Below are 20,488 nucleotides of genomic sequence, written 5' to 3'. Positions count from 1 at the left end.
AATAAGTTGTTTAAAATACTACAACACCCGCTCATTTATTCAACGTATTAGGTTCTAAATTATGTAAATGAGTGTATACATTTAGGTGTGCTACAGCTTACTTGCGCTGCTTTTATCTGCAAATGCTTGTTTTTGCCAGGCATCAAATAGCTTTTGTTGTTTAGCTGATATTTTTAAGCCGTATGTTTTTTGCATATAGGCGTAGGTGTCGGCAATGCGCTTACGGGCATAAAAAGGAGGCTCTACAACGCGTTGTTTAAAGTTAACCTTTACTTGGCAGCGGCCATATTGGGTAGCGTTTTCGCTAAGCATGCCAAAGCGATAGTTAGAGCGATCTGCGTTAATTTCGCCAATAGCAGGGGCTAAATTGTTTATATCGGCTTCCATTTTTCTAAATTTAGCACTGACCTTGCGACAGTTTTTACGACCACCGTTTTGCCAGCATTGTAGCTGGTGACCAAATTCCCACGCCGGCACTATATGCTCCCACTCTATACGCAGTGCACGTACATTAACCTTGCCAGAGGAAGTTAACGTATTACGTGGAATATAACCACAGTTGCTAGGGTCGGGGATTAGCTTTTTACCTTGTTTTTTAATGTTGCAGCCGCAGTAAAGGCTTTTGGCGTTTTCGGGTAGGGTTTTAATTAAGTGCCTTTTAGCCGTTGAAAAACGGGTAAATTCTTCACTCGATGCAGAAAAACAAATACAACAAGCCACAAAGGCCAAAATAAATTTAAGCATATCCATCACATACGTGAACTACAGGAGGCGCTAGTCTAAAGTTTTGCTGCTAAAAGATAAAGCCTGAACAAATTTGAATCCGCAATGCTTAGTACACTCTATACTGATATAAAAATAGCGAGGAGATGACTATGCTAGGTGCTTTTTCAATAAGTTTAACAGTTAAAGATATTAGAGCCTCAAAAGCGTTTTACGAAAAGTTGGGCTTTAGCGAGTTTGCAGGTGAGATAGAGCAAAACTGGCTAGTGATGAAAAACGGTGAGCATTTAATTGGTTTGTTCTCGGGTATGTTTGATAAAAACATGCTGACCTTCAATCCTGGCTGGGATCAAAACGCACAAACCGTTACAGAGTTTAAGGATGTTGATGCGCTTAGCGAATATTTTCAAAACGCTCATATCCAGGTTGAACCTGTGGGTGATAAAAGTTTTATTATTACCGACCCAGACGGCAACCCTATTTTGATTGACCAACACGTGTAAGTTTTTTTAGCCTAACGTTTTGTATTAATAAAATAATACCGCATAAACAAAATAGTACGCTGGTGGCTGCAAAACTGATGAGAAGCGGGTTGTTAAAATCTTCACGCTCGTCGTAATCCATTATGTGTAGCATCCAAAAAAAGTCGAATATGTGCCATAGTGTGCTGCGAACGGTGATAACTTTGCCGTTAATTGCATTTAAATACAGCGTAGTATTAAAGGTGTCGTTAAATTGTACTTGCCACACATTTGTTTTGTATCCCACCTCTCGAGTGCCTTGTTTTAAAAGCGTTGTGCTAATTGGCTTAGCATCGATGAGTAAATGCGCTTGTGCATTAGCGGTAATTTGTATTTTAGTCGGTGGCTGAAAAGGGCGGCCCGTTAAACCATTAAAGCTTTGCTGCTCGCCACTATTAATAACAGTAATAAGCGGGGTCGTTAAAAAGTGCTCAAACACTATTTGCGTGGGGTTAGGCACTTGCGCAGTAATATTATCGAGTGATGTGGGGTAGTCTGCTTGAGTAAATGGGTTTGTAAGTATGCGCTTAGCAAGGTGCTTACCGTGTACGTATTCAAGTGGTATCGCGCTCATTACTAAGCCGCCTAAAAGCCAAGCTAAAATTTGTAAGGCAAGTAAATAGCCTAGCCACTTATGTAGTTTTCGAGCGCGCTTAAATAGTTGTTTTCTCATTTTGTGCTTCTTATTATTTTTAGCGTTAGTGTATTACAGCAGCCCATGCTTTTACTGCGGCATTTTGTCGCAGTTATTCATAAGCTTACTCTAACTTTATAAAAATAATAAAAAGGAGCGGTAAAAAATCAGTGAGGCTGTGTTTAATGCTCACGTAAGGCATTTATTAGCCCTTGTTTGCTCATTTTTGAGCGGCCGCTAATGCCGAGCTCTTTAGCTTTATTGTACAGCTGCTTTTTAGTGCGCTGCTCATACTTTGAGGCTTTGCCGCCTTTAACTGCGGTTTTATGAGTATTGCTATTAGCAATGCGCGCGGCTTTTTGTTTGCTCATGCCTTCATCTCGAAGCGCATCGTACTGATCGTCGTTTTTAATTTGCGGGCCATGATCTGCCATAATTGTCCTCCTGAAGCGTTTAATTACACAGTGTGTGTATAACTTTCATACATAAACGGTAAAATTAAGCGTAACTAGCCTAACCCGTTTTATAAGGCAAATTAGATGCCAATGGCGTTTAAACAGGTATTTTCTATTAATAAAGCCATGTTTAGCGCTTAGTTGATTTGGTATAAAAGTAAAACTGCGTTAAAGTTTGCGATGAAACTATAAGAGGGTAAAAAGCAGACAATGTCGGAAATTCAATTTTTAAATGTAGATCTAGAGCTTGAGTCTAAACAAGATATTAGTGCCCTAGTGGCAGACTTAAAGAAAAACGCGATGGTTTTGCATTATGACAAAGACGAATATCGTCAATTGGCGCGTATTGAAGCCTCAGGTGATATAACCACGCCAGACAAAGCAATCAACCACTTATGTGAATTAATAGAGTCGTGTTCACGTAATGCGCTTAAGCAGTGGCTAAGCTGTTCGCGCAGAACGTTTGATATAGGCTTTGAGTCGGGCACGTCACCTAAGTGTTTTAACCAAGCTCTACATGCAGATACACTGCTACGTATATCTGCAATTGGCGCTGGTATGGAAATAACGATTTACCCTATCGAAAAGTAGCCATAGTTAATTATTTGCGCTCGACAACCGCTGCGGTCATTTTTGATACGCAGCAAAGCTCGCCGCGGCTATTGGTTATTTTTATTTCCCATACAGAACTGCGCTTACCAATATGAAATGCACGAGTAACGGCGGTTAAAGTGCCATTTCGAGAGGCCTTTAAGTGGCTGGCGCTAATTTCCTGTCCAACACAATAAAATTTTGTAAAGTCCACTACAAAGTTAGCGGCGTAGCTTGCTACGGTTTCAGCAAGTACCACATTTGCGCCACCATGTACCATACCAATAGGATTATGATGCTCAGGAATAGCAGGCATGGTAGCCACTAGGTAATCATCTCCTATTTCGGTTATTTCTATGCCCATGGTTTTCATCAGCGTGCCTTGGCCGTTTATTCCCTCATCTAACTGTTTGCAAAGCTCTAATGTGATGGGTTGATGCCAAATACTCATAATTACTCCTTTATATTGAAAGCAAATTTATAGCATTTTAAATACTGAACGTCTGTAATTACCTAAAATTTATCCAGGTGCGGTGTATTTAGCTATTTTAAAGCACAATTTAAATTTGCGATTTTTATTTAACTGTATATACTCACAGTTAAATGTACTGTATGGAAAACCAGTTGTATGCGACCATTAACTAAACGCCAAGCTCAAATACTCGAACTAATAAAAGTTTTTATTAAAGACACTGGTATGCCTCCTACACGTGCCGAAATTGCGCAAACACTCGGTTTTAAAAGTGCCAATGCCGCAGAAGAGCACTTAAAAGCGCTTGCCAAAAAAGGTGTTATTAAAATGAAACCAGGCGCAAGCCGTGGTATTCAATTGGTTGAAGAAGAGGAGCCTGAGCAACTAGGTCTACCATTAATAGGTAGAGTTGCAGCGGGTTCGCCTATTTTGGCGCAAGAGCATGTTGAGAGTCACTGTAAAATAGACCCACTTATGTTTAAACCAGCCGCCGACTTTTTACTGCGTGTTAACGGCATGAGTATGAAAGATATAGGTATTATGGATGGCGACTTACTTGCTGTACACCGTACTCAAACAGCAGAAAATGGCCAAGTTGTGGTTGCACGAGTAGATGAAGACGTAACCGTAAAACGCCTAGAAAAAGCAGGCCGAAAAGTATTATTACACGCCGAAAACGAAGAGTTTACGCCAATTGAAGTAGACCTTGAAAACGAGTCGTTTAATATTGAAGGGTTAGCCGTTGGCGTAATAAGAAATGCCGACTGGATGTAATTTTTAACTATTTTTAAGTAATATCTATAAATGCGCACTTTTTAGTGTGCATTTTTGTTTTAAAAACAGACCTTCCACCATCTCAAAACGCCCTAAAATTATTTAGGCTGTAAACTTTTTTTCACTCATACTTTTATCTTCCTAAGCGTGTTACATCCCTTAATTTTGCTCGTATCTTGGCTGTTAAATAACAATTTAATACGCCGTCATTTAGTCAATTTTAAAATATCACTTGATTGTTTTTTATACTAAAACTTGCTTGTTGTACGTTTTTTAGCTAATCATTAATGTGCTGGACTAACAATAACTCACAGCTTTTTAGTTATGAGAACACACAATATACACAAACCTTTTGTTGTCCTAGCGATACCAATCAAAAATAAGATTGGTAAAAAAATAAAAATAACGAATTGGCGTTTAAGCCGTATGCCTCTTCGCTTTGCATTCGCAATAGCATCAAAGGAGCCGTCACATGGGTAAACTGACCTCTACCTTGTGGCTTGTGTTGATTATGTTCCCGCAGCAAGTGCTGGCTAATAGCCAATACAATATGCGCAAGGGCGTAACCGATATAAGTAATAATGTATATCAGCTACACATGACCATATTTTTAATATGTTGTGTGATTGGGGTGATAGTGTTCGCAATAATGTTTTGGGCACTGATTCATCACCGTAAATCTAAAGGGGCAGTTCCTGCCCAATTTCATGAAAGTACCAAAGTAGAAATTCTTTGGACTGCCATTCCGTTTGTTATTTTAATTGCCATGGCAATCCCTGCCACTAAAACCCTCATTGCGATGGAAGATGCCAGTAAGGCTGACTTAACCATTAAAATTACAGGGTCACAGTGGAAGTGGCATTATGAATATATGGGCGAAGACGTAGAGTTTTACTCTATTTTATCTACCCCTCAAGACGAAATAGCCAACCTTGCTAATAAAAACCCTAATTATTTACTTGAGGTTGATAAACCTTTAGTACTGCCAATTAATCAAAAGGTGCGTTTTTTAATGACCTCTGATGATGTTATTCACTCTTGGTGGGTACCCGATTTTGCCGTTAAAAAAGATGCCAATCCGGGGTTTATCAACGAAACGTGGACCAACATCAACGAAGAAGGTATTTACCGAGGGCAGTGTGCAGAGCTGTGCGGTAAAGACCATGGTTTTATGCCCGTGGTGGTTGAAGCTAAATCGCAAGAGGACTTTAACGCATGGCTTGCAGATGCTAAGCAAGCTAAGCAAAAAGCCGCACTTGCTGATGCAGCATTGCTTGATAAAACAATTCCTAAAGAAGAGCTAATGACACTAGGTGAGCAAGTGTATATGGCAAGTTGCGCTGCGTGTCATCAACCTACAGGTATGGGGTTACCGGGCGTATTTCCTGCGCTAAAAGGCAGCCCCATTGTTTTGGGTGATATAAAAGATCACATTGATGTAGTGATTCATGGCCGACCAGGAACTGCAATGCAGGCATTTGCAAAGCAGCTCTCAATTAAACAACTTGCAGCGGTAATTACCTATAAACGTAATGCGTGGGGTAATGAAACGGGTGATGTCATCCAACCTAGTGAAATTCAGGCAGCACTTGATGCGGAGGCGAACTAATGAGTAGCATAGTAGAACAACCTAACGCCAATGATGCTCACCACGGCCATCACCCAGCCAAAGGTTTTAAACGTTGGTTATACACAACAAACCATAAAGATATTGGCAGCATGTACTTAATTTTTTCGCTGACTATGTTTTTAATTGGCGGTGCAATGGCCATGGTTATTCGGGCTGAGTTATTTCAGCCAGGATTACAATTGGTAGACCCACACTTTTTTAACCAAATGACCACAGTACACGGTTTAATTATGGTGTTTGGTGCTGTAATGCCAGCCTTTACGGGACTTGCTAACTGGATGGTACCGCTCATGATTGGCGCGCCAGATATGGCACTGCCCAGAATGAACAACTGGAGCTTTTGGATTTTACCCTTCGCTTTTTTAATTTTATTGGCCTCGTTATTAATGCCTGGAGGCGGCCCCGCATTTGGCTGGACGTTCTATGCGCCGCTTTCAACAACGTACAGTAACGATAACACTGCAATGTTTGTGTTTGCAGTGCACATTATGGGGATTAGCTCAATTATGGGCGCAATAAACGTAATTGTGACCATTGTTAATTTACGGGCCCCAGGCATGACATGGATGAAGCTACCATTATTTGTTTGGACATGGCTAATAACCGCATTTTTATTAATTGCTGTTATGCCCGTACTGGCCGGAGCGGTCACTATGGTACTCACCGATAAATACTTTGGAACCAGCTTTTTTGATGCGGCAGGTGGCGGCGATCCGGTGATGTTTCAGCACATATTTTGGTTTTTTGGTCATCCCGAAGTGTACATCATGATTTTACCCGCCTTTGGTATTATTTCGACCATAGTGCCTACATTCTCACGTAAAAAACTATTTGGTTATGCCTCAATGGTTTACGCAACCTCCTCTATTGCATTACTGAGCTTTATTGTGTGGGCGCATCATATGTTTACGACCGGTATGCCCGTTGCTGGCGAGCTATTTTTTATGTACGCGACCATGCTGATATCGGTGCCTACAGGGGTAAAAGTATTTAACTGGGTAGCCACTATGTGGCGAGGGTCAATAAGTTTTGAAGTGCCCATGCTATTTAGTATTGCCTTTATTGTGCTGTTTACTTTAGGGGGCTTTTCGGGGCTGATGTTGGCTATAACCCCTGCTGATTTTCAGTATCACGATACTTACTTTGTGGTGGCGCACTTTCATTACGTGTTAGTTACGGGGGCAATATTTTCGATTATGGCGGGGGCTTATTATTGGCTGCCTAAGTGGACGGGCAACATGTACAACATTGCCTTGGCTAAGTGGCACTTTTGGTTGTCGCTGGTAAGCGTAAATGTATTGTTTTTCCCTATGCATTTTGTCGGGCTGGCAGGCATGCCGCGCCGTATTCCCGATTACGCCCTGCAGTTTGCTGATTTTAACGCAATCATAAGCATAGGTGGGTTTGCCTTTGGTTTATCGCAGTTACTCTTTGTGGCGGTGGTAATTAAATGTGCCCGAGGGGGCGATAAAGTCCCTGCAAAAGTGTGGGATGGTGCTGAAGGTTTAGAGTGGGAAGTGGACTCTCCTGCGCCGTATCATACTTTTTCTACGCCGCCGGAAATTAAATAATGACACATGCACCGCTATTAAAGCGCCTAATTCTTATTTGTATAGGTATGTTTGCTTTTGCATTTGCCTTAGTGCCCTTATATGACGTGTTTTGCGACATAACTGGGCTTAATGGCAAGCCGTCGCTTGAACAAGCTAAGCAAAGTACACAGGTTGCACAAAATCGAGAAATAGGTGTGAGCTTTACAACCCATGCGCAAAGTGGTGCGCCGTTTATTGTTAAATCTAAACAATACAGTGTTGATGTGAAACCAGGTGCCATGCGTGAGGTGATGTTTAGCGCAAAGAACACCAGTGATATCGATAAAGTAATGCAAGCGGTACCTTCTGTATCGCCCGGAAAGGCAGCCAAGTACTTACATAAAATAGCGTGCTTTTGCTTTGATCAACAACCCCTAAAAGCGGGTGAAGAGCTTGAGTTTAAGCTGCTTTTTTATGTTGATACCGCACTGCCGAGCGATGTAGAAGAGCTAACTTTATCGTACACCGTATTTGATATTAGTGAGCAGCTAGTAGCAAGTAATAACTAGCCTGCATGTCTAGTGTAAAACTAGGAGCAAGTAACATGAATCAAGATTATGAAAACTACTACGTACCCGAGCAAAGTCCTTGGCCCATAGTGGGCGCGGTGGCGTTATTTTTTATTGCAGTGGGTGCGGCTTTAACAGTCATGAACTTAGAAAGTGAAGGGGGCAGCGGTGTGTACCTGCTATATGCAGGCATTGCAGTGCTGCTGTATATGATTTTTAGCTGGTTTAAAAATGTAATTAGCGAGTCTGATCAGGGCTTATATTCAGCGCAAATGGACCGCTCATTTCGACAAGGAATGAGCTGGTTTATATTCTCTGAAGTTATGTTTTTTATGGCCTTTTTTGGCGCATTATTTTACGCCCGCATATTGTCGGTGCCTTGGCTTGGCGGCGCTGGGAATAATGCGATGACCAACGAGGTGCTTTGGCCTACCTTTGAGGCCGTATGGCCACTACTAACCACACCAGCAGGTGAAACCACGCAAGCTATGGGGTGGCAAGGCTTACCCCTTATTAATACGCTTATTTTATTAGCGTCTTCGGTTACTTTGCATTTTGCTCACGTAGCCATTGAAAACAATAAACGTAAACCGCTAAAAGTGATGCTAGGGGCAACCATTTTATTGGGTGTGTGCTTTTTAGCATTGCAGGTGGAAGAATATATTTATGCCTACAACGACTTAAACTTAACACTAGATGCAGGCATTTACGGGAATACATTCTTTTTGCTGACAGGTTTTCATGGCATGCATGTGACCCTTGGCGCCATCATTTTGTTTGTTGTATTTGTGCGTATTTTAAAAGGCCACTTTACGAAAGATAAACATTTTGCGTTTCAAGCAGCGGCTTGGTACTGGCATTTTGTTGATGTGGTGTGGCTGTGTTTATTTGTTTTTGTGTATGTGTTGTAACGGCTAATGGTGAGTGATTAGCCTTTATAAAACCAAGTTTTACAGCGGCTATCACCATCACCAAAACCACCACAGAAAACAGCACGCGACGGCCTAAAAAATGCGACATAGGCCGACCGCCAGATTTATCGGTCACCATAATAAATAGCGCTCTAAACAAGTTGAAAAGTATAAATAGTAACAGCAGCACAACAATAATTTTAATAATCACTGGGTTGACCCTTTATGCAGTTAATTTTAAGGCGTAAACAAAAGCTTAGCTCATTTATCGCACTTTGCGTTGTGGTAGCTGTGGTGCTGGTATGTGTACGTTTAGGGTATTGGCAATTAGCAAGGGCTGAGCAAAAGCAGCAACAGCTAACAGCTATAGCTAACATGCAAACCCAAGGCGTAATGAGCTGGCAGCAATTACAGGCAATGCCTACAAAGTGGAATAAAACAGGTGTAGTGGTTGAGCTTGCCGGAAAAATAATAAATCAGCAATACTGGCTTTTAGATAACCAAGTTTACCAAGGGCAAGTCGGTTACGATTTATTGGTGTTATTTAAGCCAAGCCAAGCAAGTGACGCTTTACTCGTTAATTTAGGGTGGGTAAAAGCGCCTATTTCACGCAGCGAACTACCTAACATCCAACTTCCTAAACGTAATATTACGTTTAAAGCGCAGATAAAAGAGCGAAATTTAACGAGCTTTAACTTACAAACCAATGCGACAAAACAAGACCTTCAAAAACGAATTCAATCAATAGATTTACAAAAGCTAAGTGAGCAGAGTAATCAATCGTTATTTAATTTTATGGCTTATCGTCAAGGTGCTGGAGATGCGCTAGCTATACCGCATTATAAAGCGGTGGTGATGAGTCCGCAAAAGCACCAAGCGTATGCAGTGCAATGGTTTTTAATAGCCTTAGCCTGTGTAGTGGTGGCCATTTTTGCCAGCAAAAAGAGGACTAACAATGAAAAATAACCCCTTAGTTTTGTTTGTTGTATGTTGCGCTGTACCGCTAGTACTTGCATACGGTGCGCTAAAACTAGACTGGTTGCCGAGCGCCATTACCAATAATGGCGAGTTTTTACAGCACGAAGTAAAGCTTGAAAACTGGCAGCAACATAACCCTAAGCAATGGACAATTGCGCTTAATTACTCCAATAAATGTAACGCTTCGTGCAATGAGCAGCTCAATGCGCTTAATAACTTATATATCGCCTTAGGAAAAAATCAGGGCAAGGTTGATATGGCTGTAATGGGAGCGCCTAAAGTTAAAAACATTCCTTGGAAAACCTTTAACGCGCAACAAAATTTGCAGCCCGCTAGCCTATATTTAATCGATCACATGGGGTTAGTGGTGCTTGAGTATCCGTTTAAAGAGCAGCCACAAGAAAACCGTTTAGTGCAAAAAGGTTTATTAAAAGATTTAAAAAAATTGCTTAATTATTCTCGTTCAAGCTAATTAATAGCGCATTGTTAATGGGAGATTCCTATGTATAAAAATTATAAAAACTGGGTACTTGCAACGGGGTTACTTGCGCTGCTGGTGGTAGGGCTAGGTGCTTATACACGTTTAAGTGACGCAGGTCTTGGTTGCCCTGATTGGCCCGGTTGCTATGGCTTTTTAACTGTACCAAAGCATGAAGCCGATATCGCATTGGCTACCCAAAGTTATCCAGATATGATGTTTGAAACCGCCAAAGCGTGGAAAGAAATGATCCACCGTTACTTTGCAGGCGCGCTGGGGTTGCTTATTTTAGCGCTATTCGTATTGGCTTTTGTAAAGCGCCATTACTCAAACACGCCGGTTAAATTACCGCTAGCCTTATTATTGTTAGTTATATTTCAGGCTGCGCTGGGTATGTGGACCGTTACTATGAACTTGCAACCACTTATTGTGATGGGGCATTTGCTGGGGGGGTTTAGTATTTTATCGCTAATCACTCTTTTATACCTACGTTTAACTACTAAACCCATAGAGGGCGGAGATAGTAGCGCTAAAGGCTATTTTTCATTGAGCTTAGTTGCATTGGCTGTGTTGGTTATTCAAATTGCATTAGGAGGATGGCTTGCAGCAAATTATGCAGCGCCACACTGCAATGGCTTACCGCTGTGTAGTTATGCGCAGCCATTTTCACTCAGTAGTGTGTTTCAGCTGCCGCTTGAGCACAGTAATTATGAGTACGGAGTGCTATCGCAACAGGCGCGTATGTCTATTCATCTACTACACAGAATTTGGGCGCTAGTTACATGTGTTGTGTTGGCGCTAATTATGTGGCGTATATACAGTCAGGCGCAATCTGCAAAAATAAAACACTGTACTGTCAGCGTGCTTGTTGCGCTACTTTGCCAAATTAGTTTGGGGCTTGCAGTGGTGCATTGGCACTTTCCGCTTGGAGTGGCGCTGGCACACAATTTAATGGCAGCTATCTTGTTATTGACTATGGTTAGGTTGTGTTACTACCTAAAAGCACGCACTTAAAGGGGAATAATTATGGCACTCACACTCGACAAAAAAGAACTACAGGTTATTAGCGCACACCCTTTTATTCAACGTGCTTATAATTTACTGCAAGATTACTTAGCTATTAGCAAGTTTAAAGTAGTGGCTATGTTGGTACTTACTGCCTGGGTTGGCTTGGCACTGGCGCCTGATGTAGGGCGAGGCATTGCAGTACAATTTATTAGTTTATTAGGCATTGGTTTGCTCTCTGGCGCTGCGGCGGTAATAAATCATGTTGTTGATAGCGAAATAGATACAAAAATGGCGCGTACACGCCACCGCCCTGTAGCCAAAGGCCGGCTTAGTAAAACCCATGCGCTAAGCTTTGCAGGCGTGATAGGGGTTGCTGGTTTTATAATGCTAATGCTTTGGGCAAACACTCTAACAGCCGTACTTACTTTGTTTGCATTAGTTGGGTATGCTTTTATTTATACCTCTTTTTTAAAGCGTGCCACACCGCAAAACATTGTGATTGGTGGCTTAGCTGGGGCAATGCCGCCTTTATTGGGTTGGGTTTCTGAAACCAATCAAATGGCAGCCGCGCCATGGTTACTCGTAATGATTATATTTACGTGGACCCCACCGCATTTTTGGGCACTGGCAATAGCACGCAAAAGCGATTACGAACGCGCTAAAATTCCTATGCTGCCAGTAACTCACGGTATCGACTTTTGTAAAACTTGTGTTGTGGCTTACACCATATTACTGGCGCTTGTATGTGTATTACCTTATTTAATTGGTATGTCGGGCGGTATTTATTTAGTAGGCGCATGTGTACTCAACGCACTCTTTTTGTATAAAGCGGTTAAGCTTAAATTAGCCCCTCGCGATGACACCGCAATGGACTTATTTCGCTTTTCAATTGTGCATTTAATGGTACTCTTCGTGAACTTATTTATAGATAAATGGCTCCCTTTATGAAGCAGTTACGGATTAGCTTAGTTGTAATTTTTTCGTTTTTATTAGTCGCTTGCTCAGAGCAAAATAGTGCACCCGATGTGCAAGCCTTAGTGTATGAGCAAGCAAAGCCTCTTTCTGATTTTACACTTAACGACCAAAACGGTGAGTTAGTCACCAAAGCGCAATTTTTGGGGCAGTGGAACTTAGTGTTTTTAGGCTATACCAGTTGCCCAGATATTTGCCCATTAACGCTTGCTAAACTAAACAGCGTGTATAAAAAGTTACATAACGAATACCCACTGCAAATTTGGTTTATGTCGGTAGACCCTCAACGCGATACGCCGGAAAAACGCAAAGCGTATATTGATTATTTTAACCCTGACTTTTTAGCTGTTTCGGGTGAGCACAAAAACCTATTCCCGGTGGTTAGAGAGCTTGGCCTAATTTATGCCATTAGTGACTCACAAGAATCAGAATATGCGGTCGATCATAGTGCTTCTGTGGCTTTAGTTGATGAAAATGGAGCGGTAAGAGCCATATTTAAGCCTGAGTTCCAACAAGGAAATGTGCCCCTTATTAATACCACTCAACTCATTAGCGAATTTAAACAAATAGCGGATTACTATAAAAACTAGTTTTAAACTTTTCACGCATTTTAAAAGGAGCTTAGGCTCCTTTTTTGCTTTTTAGCGCCACTTTTAAAAGTTTTATTAATTTTTTTGAGCCTTTTATGGCAATTTTAATAACTAAGGCTAAGCTTTTGTTATGAATTGAATTGACAGGGAAAGTCCTGAAAAAATGCTAAAACTTCCAAGCGAACTTGCGATTATGCAAGTAGAGACTCTTCACCAAGATTTATTACAAGAACTCAATAGTAACAACGATATTTGTTTAGATGTCAGTGAGGTTGTTTCAGCCGATACCGCGTCAATTCAACTTTTGTGTGCCTTACAAAAACACCTACTTACCATACACCATAAAATTGTATGGGTAGGCAGCAGTGATGCACTTCAAAACGCCATTAATCAACTTGGCTTAAGTCAATATTTAACACTTGAAAGTAAAGGTTAGAGGTTTATATGAAGAAAATTTTAGCGGTTGATGATTCTGCGTCAATGCGTCAAATGGTGAGCTTTACGCTTAAAACCGCAGGGTTTGATGTTACCGAAGCAAAAGATGGCAGCGAAGCCCTCGCGATTGCCAAGCAGCAAAGTTTTGATGCGGTAATTTCAGATGTAAATATGCCCATTATGGATGGCATTACGCTTATCAGAGAGCTCAGAGGCCTTCCTGATTACAAATTTACGCCGCTACTTATGCTAACTACAGAGTCAGGATTAGATAAAAAAGTAGAAGGTAAAGCAGCTGGCGCAACAGGCTGGATTGTAAAGCCTTTCAACCCGGATCAGTTACTAGCGGTACTTAAAAAAGTAATTCGTTAACTGAGGAGTGCGGCGTGAGTATAGATTTAAGTCAATTTTTTGAAGTGTTCTTTGAAGAAAGTTTTGAAGGCCTAGATACAATGGAGGCCGAGCTATTAAATTTAGAGCCCGGCGAAGAAGACTTAGAAACAATAAATACTATTTTTAGAGCTGCGCACTCAATTAAAGGGGGCAGTGGCACCTTTGGCTTTAACTCTGTTGCTGAGTTTACCCATGTGCTAGAAACCCTACTGGATCAAATACGCCAAGGTGAGCGCGAACTCACCACCGAGCACGTTAATTTATTGCTTAAAGCTGTTGATTGCTTGCGTGGGTTACTCGGTGAGCTGCAAGCAGAGCAAGAGCCTGATTTATCACACGCTACAACCTTAAAAAAACAGTTTGAAATTGTACTCGAAATGCAAGCCGATTCAGCCCCAAGCGAGGCAAGCGAAGTAACGGCTGCTGCTGAGGTAAATACCTTTCAAATTGATTTTAAACCGCATCATCACCTTTTTAAAACAGGCAACGAGCCTTTATTTATGATCAGCGAATTAGCTGAACTCGGTGAGCTTGAAACACAGGCATTTTTAGACGATATCCCAGATATTAAAGATTTAAGCAGTGACGAGTGCTACTTACACTGGCGCTTTTTTTTAAATACCAGCGAAAAAGAAGCCGCCATTAAAGAGGTATTTGAATGGGTAGAAGATGATGCCGATATAAAAATAGAGCTTTGTGGCGGGTTATTTGATGAAGACACTTCTCACACCGCAAACGCTGATGAAAAGAGCAACGATAGCACAGCTCAAACACAGCCTATTAGCGATGCTAAAAAAGCACCCGACAAACCTAAAAGCAAACCCACAGCCGATAAAAAGCCAACATCAGCACCAGAGTCTACCTCCATAAGAGTAGGAATAGACAAAGTAGACTCGTTAATAAATATGGTTGGTGAGCTGGTAATAACACAAGCCATGTTAAATCAGTTGAGCGAGCAAGAAATTAGCGAATCAACCATTACGTCATTACAAGAAGGTTTGGCACAACTGGCGCACAATACCCGAGACCTGCAAGAAAATGTTATGCGTATTCGTATGTTACCGATTAACTTTGTATTTAGCCGGTTTCCGCGTTTAGTGCGCGATATAGCGCAAAAACTAAATAAACAGGTGGAGTTAAAATTATTAGGCGAGCAAACCGAGCTAGATAAAACGGTAATGGAAAAAATATCTGACCCCATGGTGCACCTAGTCAGAAATTCGCTCGACCATGGCCTTGAAACAATTGAACAGCGGGTTGCCGCAGGTAAAGACCCAGTGGGCACCGTGACCTTAAATGCCTTTCATCAAGGCGGCAATATCGTGATAGAAATAATGGACGATGGGCAAGGCTTAAATACGCAAAAAATTAAAGAAAAAGCCATTGCTAATGGGCTGATCACCGCTGATTGTAATTTAACAGATGATGAAATTAACGAGCTTATTTTTATGCCCGGCTTTTCTACCGCCGATGCGGTTAGCGACTTATCTGGGCGTGGTGTAGGAATGGATGTTGTTAAGCGCAATATTCAATCTTTAAATGGCTCGGTTGAGGTTTCATCAGCGCCTGGCGTTGGCTCTACCTTTACAATTAGGCTGCCCCTTACACTTGCCATTTTAGATGGTCAATTAGTTAAAGTTGCCCAGCATACTTATATTATTCCGCTTATTTCTATTGTTGAATCACTACAGATTGATATCACTAAAGTAAGCCGAGTGGGTAAAGACTTAGATGTACTAAGGCTGCGTGACGAATACATTCCTATTTTACGCTTATATCAAATTTTTAATCATCAAAACGCCATAGAGTCATTAGACAAAACCTTGCTGGTGGTTGTTGAAACCGACAACCAAAAAGTGGGTTTGCTGGTTGATGACTTACTTTCGCAGCAGCAGGTAGTCATAAAAAGTTTAGAGGCCAATTACCAAAAAGTAGATGGGGTGTCTGGAGCAACTATTTTAGGCGACGGGCGTGTATCGTTAATTGTTGATATTAGCGGCTTAATAAAATTATCAGGGCTTAAAAAACCAGGTAGCCAAGAGCTAATCATAGAATCAAAAACACCTCTGGAGGCTTCATGATTAGTGAACAAAGCGAGCTAAACAACAAAATTGATTTAGGGCAACAGCAAGGCGTTAAGCAGTTTTTAACCTTTATTATGGCTGGCGAAGAATACGGCGTAGATATATTAACCGTGCAAGAGATCAGAAGTTGGGAAGAAATTACCGTACTGCCCAACGCGCCGGATTTTGTTAAAGGAGTGATAAACCTTCGCGGCACTATAGTGCCAATAATAGATTTACGCTTACGTTTTGGCCTGCCAAGCACTGAATATGGGCCATTAACGGTTGTTATTGTTGTAAAAGTTATTTTTGAAAACGATTCAAAAATAATGGGCATCGCAGTAGATGCGGTGTCAGATGTTTACAGCATTGCAGAGCAAGACGCCAAGCCCGTCCCTAGCCTGTCTGATTCGAGTAATTGTGAATATGTCGCAGGGTTGGTGAACGTGGGCGAAAAAATGGTCTCGTTAATTGATTTACAAAGAACAATGGATATATAGCCACAGCGCTATGTAGCAACAAAAACAAACATAAAGGTGGTGATGGGCATGGGATGGTTTAGTAATCCGAAGCAGTCAGAATCAAGTAATGACTTAATCGTTAATGCATTAAATAAATCATTAGCGGTTATTGAGTTTGAACCCAGCGGCAGAATAATTACGGCTAATTCAAACTTTTTAAATGCAATGGGATACCGTTTAGAGGAAGTGCAAGGGCAGCACCACTCTATGTTTGTTGAACCAGATGAAGCACAGAGCAGCGAGTATAAAAATTTTTGGCAACGCTTGCGCGGTGGTGAGTTTATTTCTAATGAGTTTAAGCGTCTTGCTAATGGAGGGCGAGAGGTATGGATCCAAGCTACCTATAACCCAATTATTGATAGCCAAGGGCAAGTGCTAAAAGTAATTAAATTTGCTACCGACATTACCGAACAAAAGAAACAGGCCGCTGAAGCGCAAGGCCAACTTGAGGCAATTAGTAAATCTCAGGCGGTGATTGAGTTTAATCTTGATGGCACAATCATTACTGCCAATGACAATTTTTTAAATGGTTTAGGCTATCAACTTAGCGAAATAAAAGGCCAGCATCATAAATTATTTGTCGACCCAGAATACGCTAAAACAAACGAGTATAAACAATTTTGGGATAAGTTAGGACGAGGCGAGTACGACTCGGGCGAGTACATGCGAATAGGCAAACAAGGGCAAGAAATATGGATTCAAGCCTCTTATAACCCTATTTTCGATTTAAACGGCAAGCCTTATAAAGTTATTAAATACGCCAGTGATATCACCGCGCAAAAACAGCTAGAGCGCGAGTCTAAAAAGGCTGCCGATTTAGCAAGTGCGTTAACTGTTTGCCAAGCTAATGTAATGATTGCCGATAAAGACCTAAATATTGTATTTGTAAACGATCAGGTTAAGTTAATGCTCAAAGCGCGAGAAACTGAGTTGCAAGGTGTGCTACCTAGTTTTTCTGTTGATAATTTAATAGGCACGTGTGTTGATGATTTTCATAAGCACCCAGCTCATCAACGCGAACTATTAAAAAACTTAAAACAACCTTATAAAACTGAGTTACGTTTAGCGGGGCTTATTTTTAGTTTAATTGCTACACCGTGGATAAATCATGAAGGTAAGCATTTAGGCACCATTGTTGAGTGGGAAGATATTACCGATAGCGTAGCAAAAGCAGAGCAAGAACGTGCTGAAGCACAAGAAAACTTACGAGTAAAACAAGCGCTTGATACCGTAGCAACAAACACCATGATAGCCGATGCTTCAAATGTAATTGTATACATGAACAACGCGGTTAAATCGATGATGAGTATTGCCGAAGATGATTTGAAAAAGGAGCTGCCAAACTTTGATAGCACCAATTTAATGCAGCAAAACATAGATATATTCCATAAAAATCCGGCTCATCAACAAAACCTACTAGCTAAACTTACAGCAACTTACCGAGCCGAAATAAAAGTAGGCGGGCGCACCTTTGGTTTAGTTGCAAACCCTATTTTTACACCAGAACAAGAACGCATAGGCACCGTAGTTGAGTGGGAAGATAGAACGGGCGAAGTTGCAATAGAAAAAGAAATTGCACAATTAGTCAGCGATGCAGGAAATGGCGATTTAGAAACCCGAGTAGATGAAAAAGGTAAAGAAGGCTTTTTCTTACGCTTAGCGCAGGGCTTAAACAGCTTAGTTGAAATTGTGGATGATGCCGTTAGTGATACCGCGCAAATGCTTGATGCAATGGCCAATGGCGACCTATCAAAACGCATAGAAAAAGAGTATCAAGGCTCGTTTGATAAGCTCAAGCAAGATGCTAATACCACAGCAGATAAATTGACCGATGTGATTAACCGAATTAACTCATCGGCCACGTTAGTGGCCAGTGGCGCAGAGGAAATTTCGCAAGGCAACGCCGATTTAAGCCAGCGTACCGAAGAACAAGCTTCATCACTTGAAGAAACGGCGTCAAGTATGGAGGAAATGACCAGTACCGTAAGGCAAAATGCAGATAACGCAAAAGTCGCTAACGATTTAGCCGAAGAAACCTGTGAGAAAGCAATTCAAGGTGGTGAAGTAGTTAATAGGGCTGTAACGAGTATGTCGGCCATTAACGAGTCGAGTAAAAAAATTGCAGACATTATTGGCGTGATTGATGAAATTGCCTTTCAAACTAATTTACTGGCACTTAACGCCGCCGTTGAAGCAGCCAGAGCGGGTGAGCAAGGCCGTGGCTTTGCCGTTGTTGCTGGTGAGGTGCGTAATTTAGCGCAGCGCTCAGCTGGAGCAGCCAAAGAAATTAAAGAGCTTATTAGAGACAGCGTTGCAAAAGTTACCGATGGCTCTGTGCTTGTAAATGAGTCGGGCGAAACACTCAGAGAAATTGTTTCAAGCGTACAACGTGTTACGCAAATGATTTCGGATATAACCGAGGCCTCTGAAGAGCAAAGCGCAGGCATTGAGCAAGTTAATAAAGCGGTTGCCCAAATGGATGAAATGACCCAGCAAAATGCGGCGCTTGTAGAAGAAGCGTCTGCGGCGGGCGAGTCAATGGCTGAGCAAGCAAACGAGATGCGTCAGTTATTGCACTTTTTTTCACTCGGGCAGCAAGGCATGAACACATTGCCAAATACGCACTTTGAACGCTCAGCGCCCCCTGCGCGCCAACCTAGTGGCTATTTAAAAAATACCCAACCCAAAGGCGAAAACTTTATAGACTCAGCAGATGAATGGGAAGAGTTTTAGTCATTACTGGCTTGCTAGTTAATACCCTAGCAAGCCTGCTTTACAAGGGATGGTATGACAATGAAAGAATTTTTATGTACCGATAAAGATTTTAAAGACATTGCCACTTTAGTTTATAACGCGTGCGGAATTGTGCTTGGCGATCATAAACGCGAAATGGTGTATTCCCGCTTAGCAAGAAGGGTAAGAGAGCATAAACTTAAAAACTTTTCTCAATACTTAGAGTACTTACACAATAATAAAGAGGCTGAGTTTGACGCATTTATTAATGCTATTACCACTAACTTAACCTCCTTTTTTAGAGAGCCCCACCACTTTGAGTTTTTAAAAAACACCATAGTGCCGCAGTTACTTAGCAGTAACAAAGTAACAAAACGAGTACGCGTATGGTCAGCGGGTTGCTCTACAGGCGAAGAGCCTTACAGCTTAGCAATAACCCTTGCCGATTTATTCCCAAGTTCTTGGGATGTAAAAATTTTAGCAACCGATTTAGATTCTAATGTATTAGCCAAAGCACAAGCGGGTATTTATACCGCGGCTAATGTAAATGGCTTAGAAAACAATGTACTTAAAAAGTGGTTTTTAAAAAGCAAAGACGGGCAAACATATAAAGTAAAACCACAGTTAAATAAGCACATTTTTTTTAAACGCCTTAACCTTTTACAAGAATGGCCTATGAAAGGGCAGTTTGACTTAATTTTATGTCGTAACGTGGTTATTTATTTTGATAAAGAAACAAAAGACACCTTGTTTAAACGTTATGCAAATGCACTTAATCGTGACGGTTATTTGTTTTTAGGGCACTCAGAGAGTATGGGAAAAGAGCATTCTGAGTTTAAAAATTTAGGGAAAACCATGTATCAAAAGCAACACAATGCACGCACAGTTTAGGCCGGTGCTCCCAGGGTTTGAACATATAAAACGTTACTGGGATGCAGGGCGCACAAGCGTGGTGGCAAAAATATTACCTGGCGAATTTTATGTCTCAAAAAATGATGAGCTTATTTCTACAGTGCTTGGGTCGTGCATAGCCGCGTGTGTTTACGATGAAAAAGCCGGTATAGGTGGCGTAAATCATTTTATGTTGCCAGTAAAAAAAGGCCTAGAATTAAACAGTGCCCATAGTTTGAGCTGCCGCTACGGAAACTGGGCAATGGAATACCTGATCAACGAAGTACTCAAAGGTGGTGCTGCGCGAAAAAATTTAAAAATAAAACTCTTTGGTGGCGGCAAAATAATTAGCGCAATGACCGACATAGGGATAGGTAATATTAGCTTTGCCAATGCGTATATTCAGGAAGAGTCGCTCAATCTTGTTGCACAAGATATGGGAGGGCCGTGGCCTCGAAAAATTTTTTTTCATCCGCATACGGGCAAAGTCCACGTAAAAAAGCTGAAGAATTTGCACAACAATACAATTGAAAAACGCGAAGTGCGCTACCTGCAAAACCTTAAGCAACAAGATAAAGCCACCGAGACTAACATAGAGCTGTTTTAGGAGCCGT

Annotated in this window: 24 protein-coding genes; 19 read left to right on the top strand and 5 right to left on the bottom strand. The window is 41.4% G+C overall.

The window, feature by feature from the left end; translation table 11 throughout:
• Nucleotides 1-90: 90 nt before the first annotated feature.
• On the bottom strand, nt 91-750 hold the full coding sequence (locus EJ103_RS15745) for an endonuclease (protein WP_126008534.1): 660 nt from the start codon (nt 748-750) through the stop codon (nt 91-93).
• Nucleotides 751-875: 125 nt separating this feature from the next.
• Between EJ103_RS15745 and EJ103_RS15740 the strand changes: the two genes are divergently transcribed.
• On the top strand, nt 876-1,226 hold the full coding sequence (locus tag EJ103_RS15740; protein WP_054983318.1) for a VOC family protein: 351 nt from the start codon (nt 876-878) through the stop codon (nt 1,224-1,226).
• On the opposite strand, the gene EJ103_RS15735 is transcribed toward EJ103_RS15740, so the two are convergent.
• Together EJ103_RS15735 and EJ103_RS15730 are read right to left on the bottom strand one after the other, a co-directional pair.
• The gene (locus tag EJ103_RS15735) at nt 1,201-1,917 is read right to left on the bottom strand and encodes a hypothetical protein (protein ID WP_126008532.1); all 717 of its coding nucleotides are present in this window, start codon (nt 1,915-1,917) and stop codon (nt 1,201-1,203) included. The genes EJ103_RS15740 and EJ103_RS15735 overlap by 26 nt on opposite strands.
• A 143-nt stretch (nt 1,918-2,060) precedes the next feature.
• Nucleotides 2,061-2,315 carry a Rho termination factor N-terminal domain-containing protein gene (locus EJ103_RS15730; RefSeq protein ID WP_126008530.1) on the bottom strand — a complete coding sequence of 85 codons (255 nt, stop codon included), beginning with the start codon at nt 2,313-2,315 and terminating at the stop codon, nt 2,061-2,063.
• Between the two features lie 228 nt (nt 2,316-2,543).
• On the opposite strand from EJ103_RS15730, the gene EJ103_RS15725 reads away from it, so the two are divergent.
• A complete protein-coding gene (locus EJ103_RS15725; protein WP_004589368.1) occupies nt 2,544-2,924 on the top strand; it encodes a hypothetical protein in 381 nt (126 codons plus the stop codon).
• Nucleotides 2,925-2,934: 10 nt separating this feature from the next.
• Here the strand turns inward: EJ103_RS15725 and EJ103_RS15720 are convergent, their stop codons facing one another.
• Entirely contained in the window at nt 2,935-3,375 is a 441-nt protein-coding gene (locus tag EJ103_RS15720; protein ID WP_004589367.1) for a hotdog fold thioesterase, read from the bottom strand.
• 177 nt (nt 3,376-3,552) lie between these two features.
• Between EJ103_RS15720 and lexA the strand changes: the two genes are divergently transcribed.
• From lexA to EJ103_RS15695, 5 genes are all read left to right on the top strand, one after another.
• Complete coding sequence (lexA, locus tag EJ103_RS15715; protein ID WP_004588213.1) at nt 3,553-4,170, top strand: transcriptional repressor LexA; 618 nt, start codon at nt 3,553-3,555, stop codon at nt 4,168-4,170.
• Between the two features lie 472 nt (nt 4,171-4,642).
• Nucleotides 4,643-5,779, top strand: coding sequence for a cytochrome c oxidase subunit II (gene coxB, locus EJ103_RS15710; RefSeq protein WP_126008528.1), 1,137 nt, complete (start codon nt 4,643-4,645; stop codon nt 5,777-5,779).
• Nucleotides 5,779-7,371 (top strand): cytochrome c oxidase subunit I, encoded by a 1,593-nt coding sequence (ctaD, locus tag EJ103_RS15705; protein WP_004588215.1) that lies wholly within the window; start codon nt 5,779-5,781, stop codon nt 7,369-7,371. Before coxB ends, ctaD begins: the two co-directional genes overlap by 1 nt.
• Nucleotides 7,371-7,901, top strand: a complete 531-nt coding sequence (locus EJ103_RS15700) for a cytochrome c oxidase assembly protein (RefSeq protein ID WP_126008526.1) — start codon at nt 7,371-7,373, stop codon at nt 7,899-7,901. The genes ctaD and EJ103_RS15700 overlap by 1 nt, the downstream gene beginning before the upstream one ends.
• A gap of 35 nt (nt 7,902-7,936) precedes the next feature.
• Nucleotides 7,937-8,812: a cytochrome c oxidase subunit 3 gene (locus EJ103_RS15695; protein WP_004588217.1), complete on the top strand. Its 876-nt coding sequence runs from the start codon at nt 7,937-7,939 to the stop codon at nt 8,810-8,812.
• Here the strand turns inward: EJ103_RS15695 and EJ103_RS20390 are convergent.
• The gene (locus tag EJ103_RS20390) at nt 8,712-9,023 is read right to left on the bottom strand and encodes a DUF2909 domain-containing protein (protein ID WP_126008524.1); all 312 of its coding nucleotides are present in this window, start codon (nt 9,021-9,023) and stop codon (nt 8,712-8,714) included. The two genes, EJ103_RS15695 and EJ103_RS20390, sit on opposite strands and share 101 nt — an antisense overlap.
• A 14-nt stretch (nt 9,024-9,037) precedes the next feature.
• On the opposite strand from EJ103_RS20390, the gene EJ103_RS15685 reads away from it, so the two are divergent.
• The 12 genes from EJ103_RS15685 (at nt 9,038) to cheD (ending at nt 20,481) form a co-directional block, all read left to right on the top strand.
• Nucleotides 9,038-9,778 (top strand): SURF1 family protein, encoded by a 741-nt coding sequence (locus tag EJ103_RS15685; RefSeq protein ID WP_126008521.1) that lies wholly within the window; start codon nt 9,038-9,040, stop codon nt 9,776-9,778.
• Entirely contained in the window at nt 9,768-10,262 is a 495-nt protein-coding gene (locus EJ103_RS15680; RefSeq protein WP_126008519.1) for a transmembrane cytochrome oxidase associated protein, read from the top strand. Before EJ103_RS15685 ends, EJ103_RS15680 begins: the two co-directional genes overlap by 11 nt.
• Nucleotides 10,263-10,292: 30 nt before the next feature.
• Nucleotides 10,293-11,282 carry a COX15/CtaA family protein gene (locus EJ103_RS15675; RefSeq protein WP_126008517.1) on the top strand — a complete coding sequence of 330 codons (990 nt, stop codon included), beginning with the start codon at nt 10,293-10,295 and terminating at the stop codon, nt 11,280-11,282.
• Between the two features lie 12 nt (nt 11,283-11,294).
• Nucleotides 11,295-12,224, top strand: coding sequence for a heme o synthase (gene cyoE / locus EJ103_RS15670; RefSeq protein WP_126008515.1), 930 nt, complete (start codon nt 11,295-11,297; stop codon nt 12,222-12,224).
• Complete coding sequence (locus EJ103_RS15665; protein ID WP_096740286.1) at nt 12,221-12,838, top strand: SCO family protein; 618 nt, start codon at nt 12,221-12,223, stop codon at nt 12,836-12,838. The genes cyoE and EJ103_RS15665 overlap by 4 nt, the downstream gene beginning before the upstream one ends.
• Before the next feature lie 163 nt (nt 12,839-13,001).
• Entirely contained in the window at nt 13,002-13,274 is a 273-nt protein-coding gene (locus EJ103_RS15660; RefSeq protein ID WP_004588224.1) for an STAS domain-containing protein, read from the top strand.
• Between the two features lie 8 nt (nt 13,275-13,282).
• Entirely contained in the window at nt 13,283-13,645 is a 363-nt protein-coding gene (locus EJ103_RS15655; protein ID WP_029773320.1) for a response regulator, read from the top strand.
• A gap of 14 nt (nt 13,646-13,659) precedes the next feature.
• Nucleotides 13,660-15,747 carry a chemotaxis protein CheA gene (locus EJ103_RS15650; RefSeq protein ID WP_126008513.1) on the top strand — a complete coding sequence of 696 codons (2,088 nt, stop codon included), beginning with the start codon at nt 13,660-13,662 and terminating at the stop codon, nt 15,745-15,747.
• The gene (locus tag EJ103_RS15645; protein ID WP_004588228.1) at nt 15,744-16,229 is read left to right on the top strand and encodes a chemotaxis protein CheW; all 486 of its coding nucleotides are present in this window, start codon (nt 15,744-15,746) and stop codon (nt 16,227-16,229) included. The genes EJ103_RS15650 and EJ103_RS15645 overlap by 4 nt, the downstream gene beginning before the upstream one ends.
• Nucleotides 16,230-16,277: 48 nt before the next feature.
• Nucleotides 16,278-18,983, top strand: coding sequence for a methyl-accepting chemotaxis protein (locus tag EJ103_RS15640; RefSeq protein WP_126008511.1), 2,706 nt, complete (start codon nt 16,278-16,280; stop codon nt 18,981-18,983).
• Nucleotides 18,984-19,043: 60 nt separating this feature from the next.
• Nucleotides 19,044-19,874 carry a protein-glutamate O-methyltransferase CheR gene (locus EJ103_RS15635; RefSeq protein ID WP_054983326.1) on the top strand — a complete coding sequence of 277 codons (831 nt, stop codon included), beginning with the start codon at nt 19,044-19,046 and terminating at the stop codon, nt 19,872-19,874.
• On the top strand, nt 19,858-20,481 hold the full coding sequence (gene cheD / locus EJ103_RS15630) for a chemoreceptor glutamine deamidase CheD (protein WP_029774194.1): 624 nt from the start codon (nt 19,858-19,860) through the stop codon (nt 20,479-20,481). Before EJ103_RS15635 ends, cheD begins: the two co-directional genes overlap by 17 nt.
• Nucleotides 20,482-20,488: the final 7 nt, after the last annotated feature.

It is taken from the genome of Pseudoalteromonas sp. Xi13 (assembly GCF_003952205.1).
In the GTDB taxonomy this organism is placed as follows: Bacteria; Pseudomonadota; Gammaproteobacteria; order Enterobacterales; family Alteromonadaceae; genus Pseudoalteromonas; species Pseudoalteromonas atlantica.
Note: the sequence above shows the minus strand (reverse complement) of the source record. Positions and strands in the feature narration are given on the sequence as shown.

Bases quoted from the DNA above. Each gene is read 5' to 3' on its own strand.
- EJ103_RS15745 (WP_126008534.1), bottom strand. From the start codon at position 750: ATGGATATGCTTAAATTTATTTTGGCCTTTGTGGCTTGTTGTATTTGT.
- EJ103_RS15740 (WP_054983318.1), top strand. From the start codon at position 876: ATGCTAGGTGCTTTTTCAATAAGTTTAACAGTTAAAGATATTAGAGCC.
- EJ103_RS15735 (WP_126008532.1), bottom strand. From the start codon at position 1,917: ATGAGAAAACAACTATTTAAGCGCGCTCGAAAACTACATAAGTGGCTA.
- EJ103_RS15725 (WP_004589368.1), top strand. From the start codon at position 2,544: ATGTCGGAAATTCAATTTTTAAATGTAGATCTAGAGCTTGAGTCTAAA.
- EJ103_RS15720 (WP_004589367.1), bottom strand. From the start codon at position 3,375: ATGAGTATTTGGCATCAACCCATCACATTAGAGCTTTGCAAACAGTTA.
- lexA (WP_004588213.1), top strand. From the start codon at position 3,553: ATGCGACCATTAACTAAACGCCAAGCTCAAATACTCGAACTAATAAAA.
- coxB (WP_126008528.1), top strand. From the start codon at position 4,643: ATGGGTAAACTGACCTCTACCTTGTGGCTTGTGTTGATTATGTTCCCG.
- ctaD (WP_004588215.1), top strand. From the start codon at position 5,779: ATGAGTAGCATAGTAGAACAACCTAACGCCAATGATGCTCACCACGGC.
- EJ103_RS15700 (WP_126008526.1), top strand. From the start codon at position 7,371: ATGACACATGCACCGCTATTAAAGCGCCTAATTCTTATTTGTATAGGT.
- EJ103_RS15695 (WP_004588217.1), top strand. From the start codon at position 7,937: ATGAATCAAGATTATGAAAACTACTACGTACCCGAGCAAAGTCCTTGG.
- EJ103_RS15685 (WP_126008521.1), top strand. From the start codon at position 9,038: ATGCAGTTAATTTTAAGGCGTAAACAAAAGCTTAGCTCATTTATCGCA.
- EJ103_RS15680 (WP_126008519.1), top strand. From the start codon at position 9,768: ATGAAAAATAACCCCTTAGTTTTGTTTGTTGTATGTTGCGCTGTACCG.
- EJ103_RS15675 (WP_126008517.1), top strand. From the start codon at position 10,293: ATGTATAAAAATTATAAAAACTGGGTACTTGCAACGGGGTTACTTGCG.
- cyoE (WP_126008515.1), top strand. From the start codon at position 11,295: ATGGCACTCACACTCGACAAAAAAGAACTACAGGTTATTAGCGCACAC.
- EJ103_RS15665 (WP_096740286.1), top strand. From the start codon at position 12,221: ATGAAGCAGTTACGGATTAGCTTAGTTGTAATTTTTTCGTTTTTATTA.
- EJ103_RS15660 (WP_004588224.1), top strand. From the start codon at position 13,002: ATGCTAAAACTTCCAAGCGAACTTGCGATTATGCAAGTAGAGACTCTT.
- EJ103_RS15655 (WP_029773320.1), top strand. From the start codon at position 13,283: ATGAAGAAAATTTTAGCGGTTGATGATTCTGCGTCAATGCGTCAAATG.
- EJ103_RS15645 (WP_004588228.1), top strand. From the start codon at position 15,744: ATGATTAGTGAACAAAGCGAGCTAAACAACAAAATTGATTTAGGGCAA.
- EJ103_RS15640 (WP_126008511.1), top strand. From the start codon at position 16,278: ATGGGATGGTTTAGTAATCCGAAGCAGTCAGAATCAAGTAATGACTTA.
- EJ103_RS15635 (WP_054983326.1), top strand. From the start codon at position 19,044: ATGAAAGAATTTTTATGTACCGATAAAGATTTTAAAGACATTGCCACT.
- cheD (WP_029774194.1), top strand. From the start codon at position 19,858: ATGCACGCACAGTTTAGGCCGGTGCTCCCAGGGTTTGAACATATAAAA.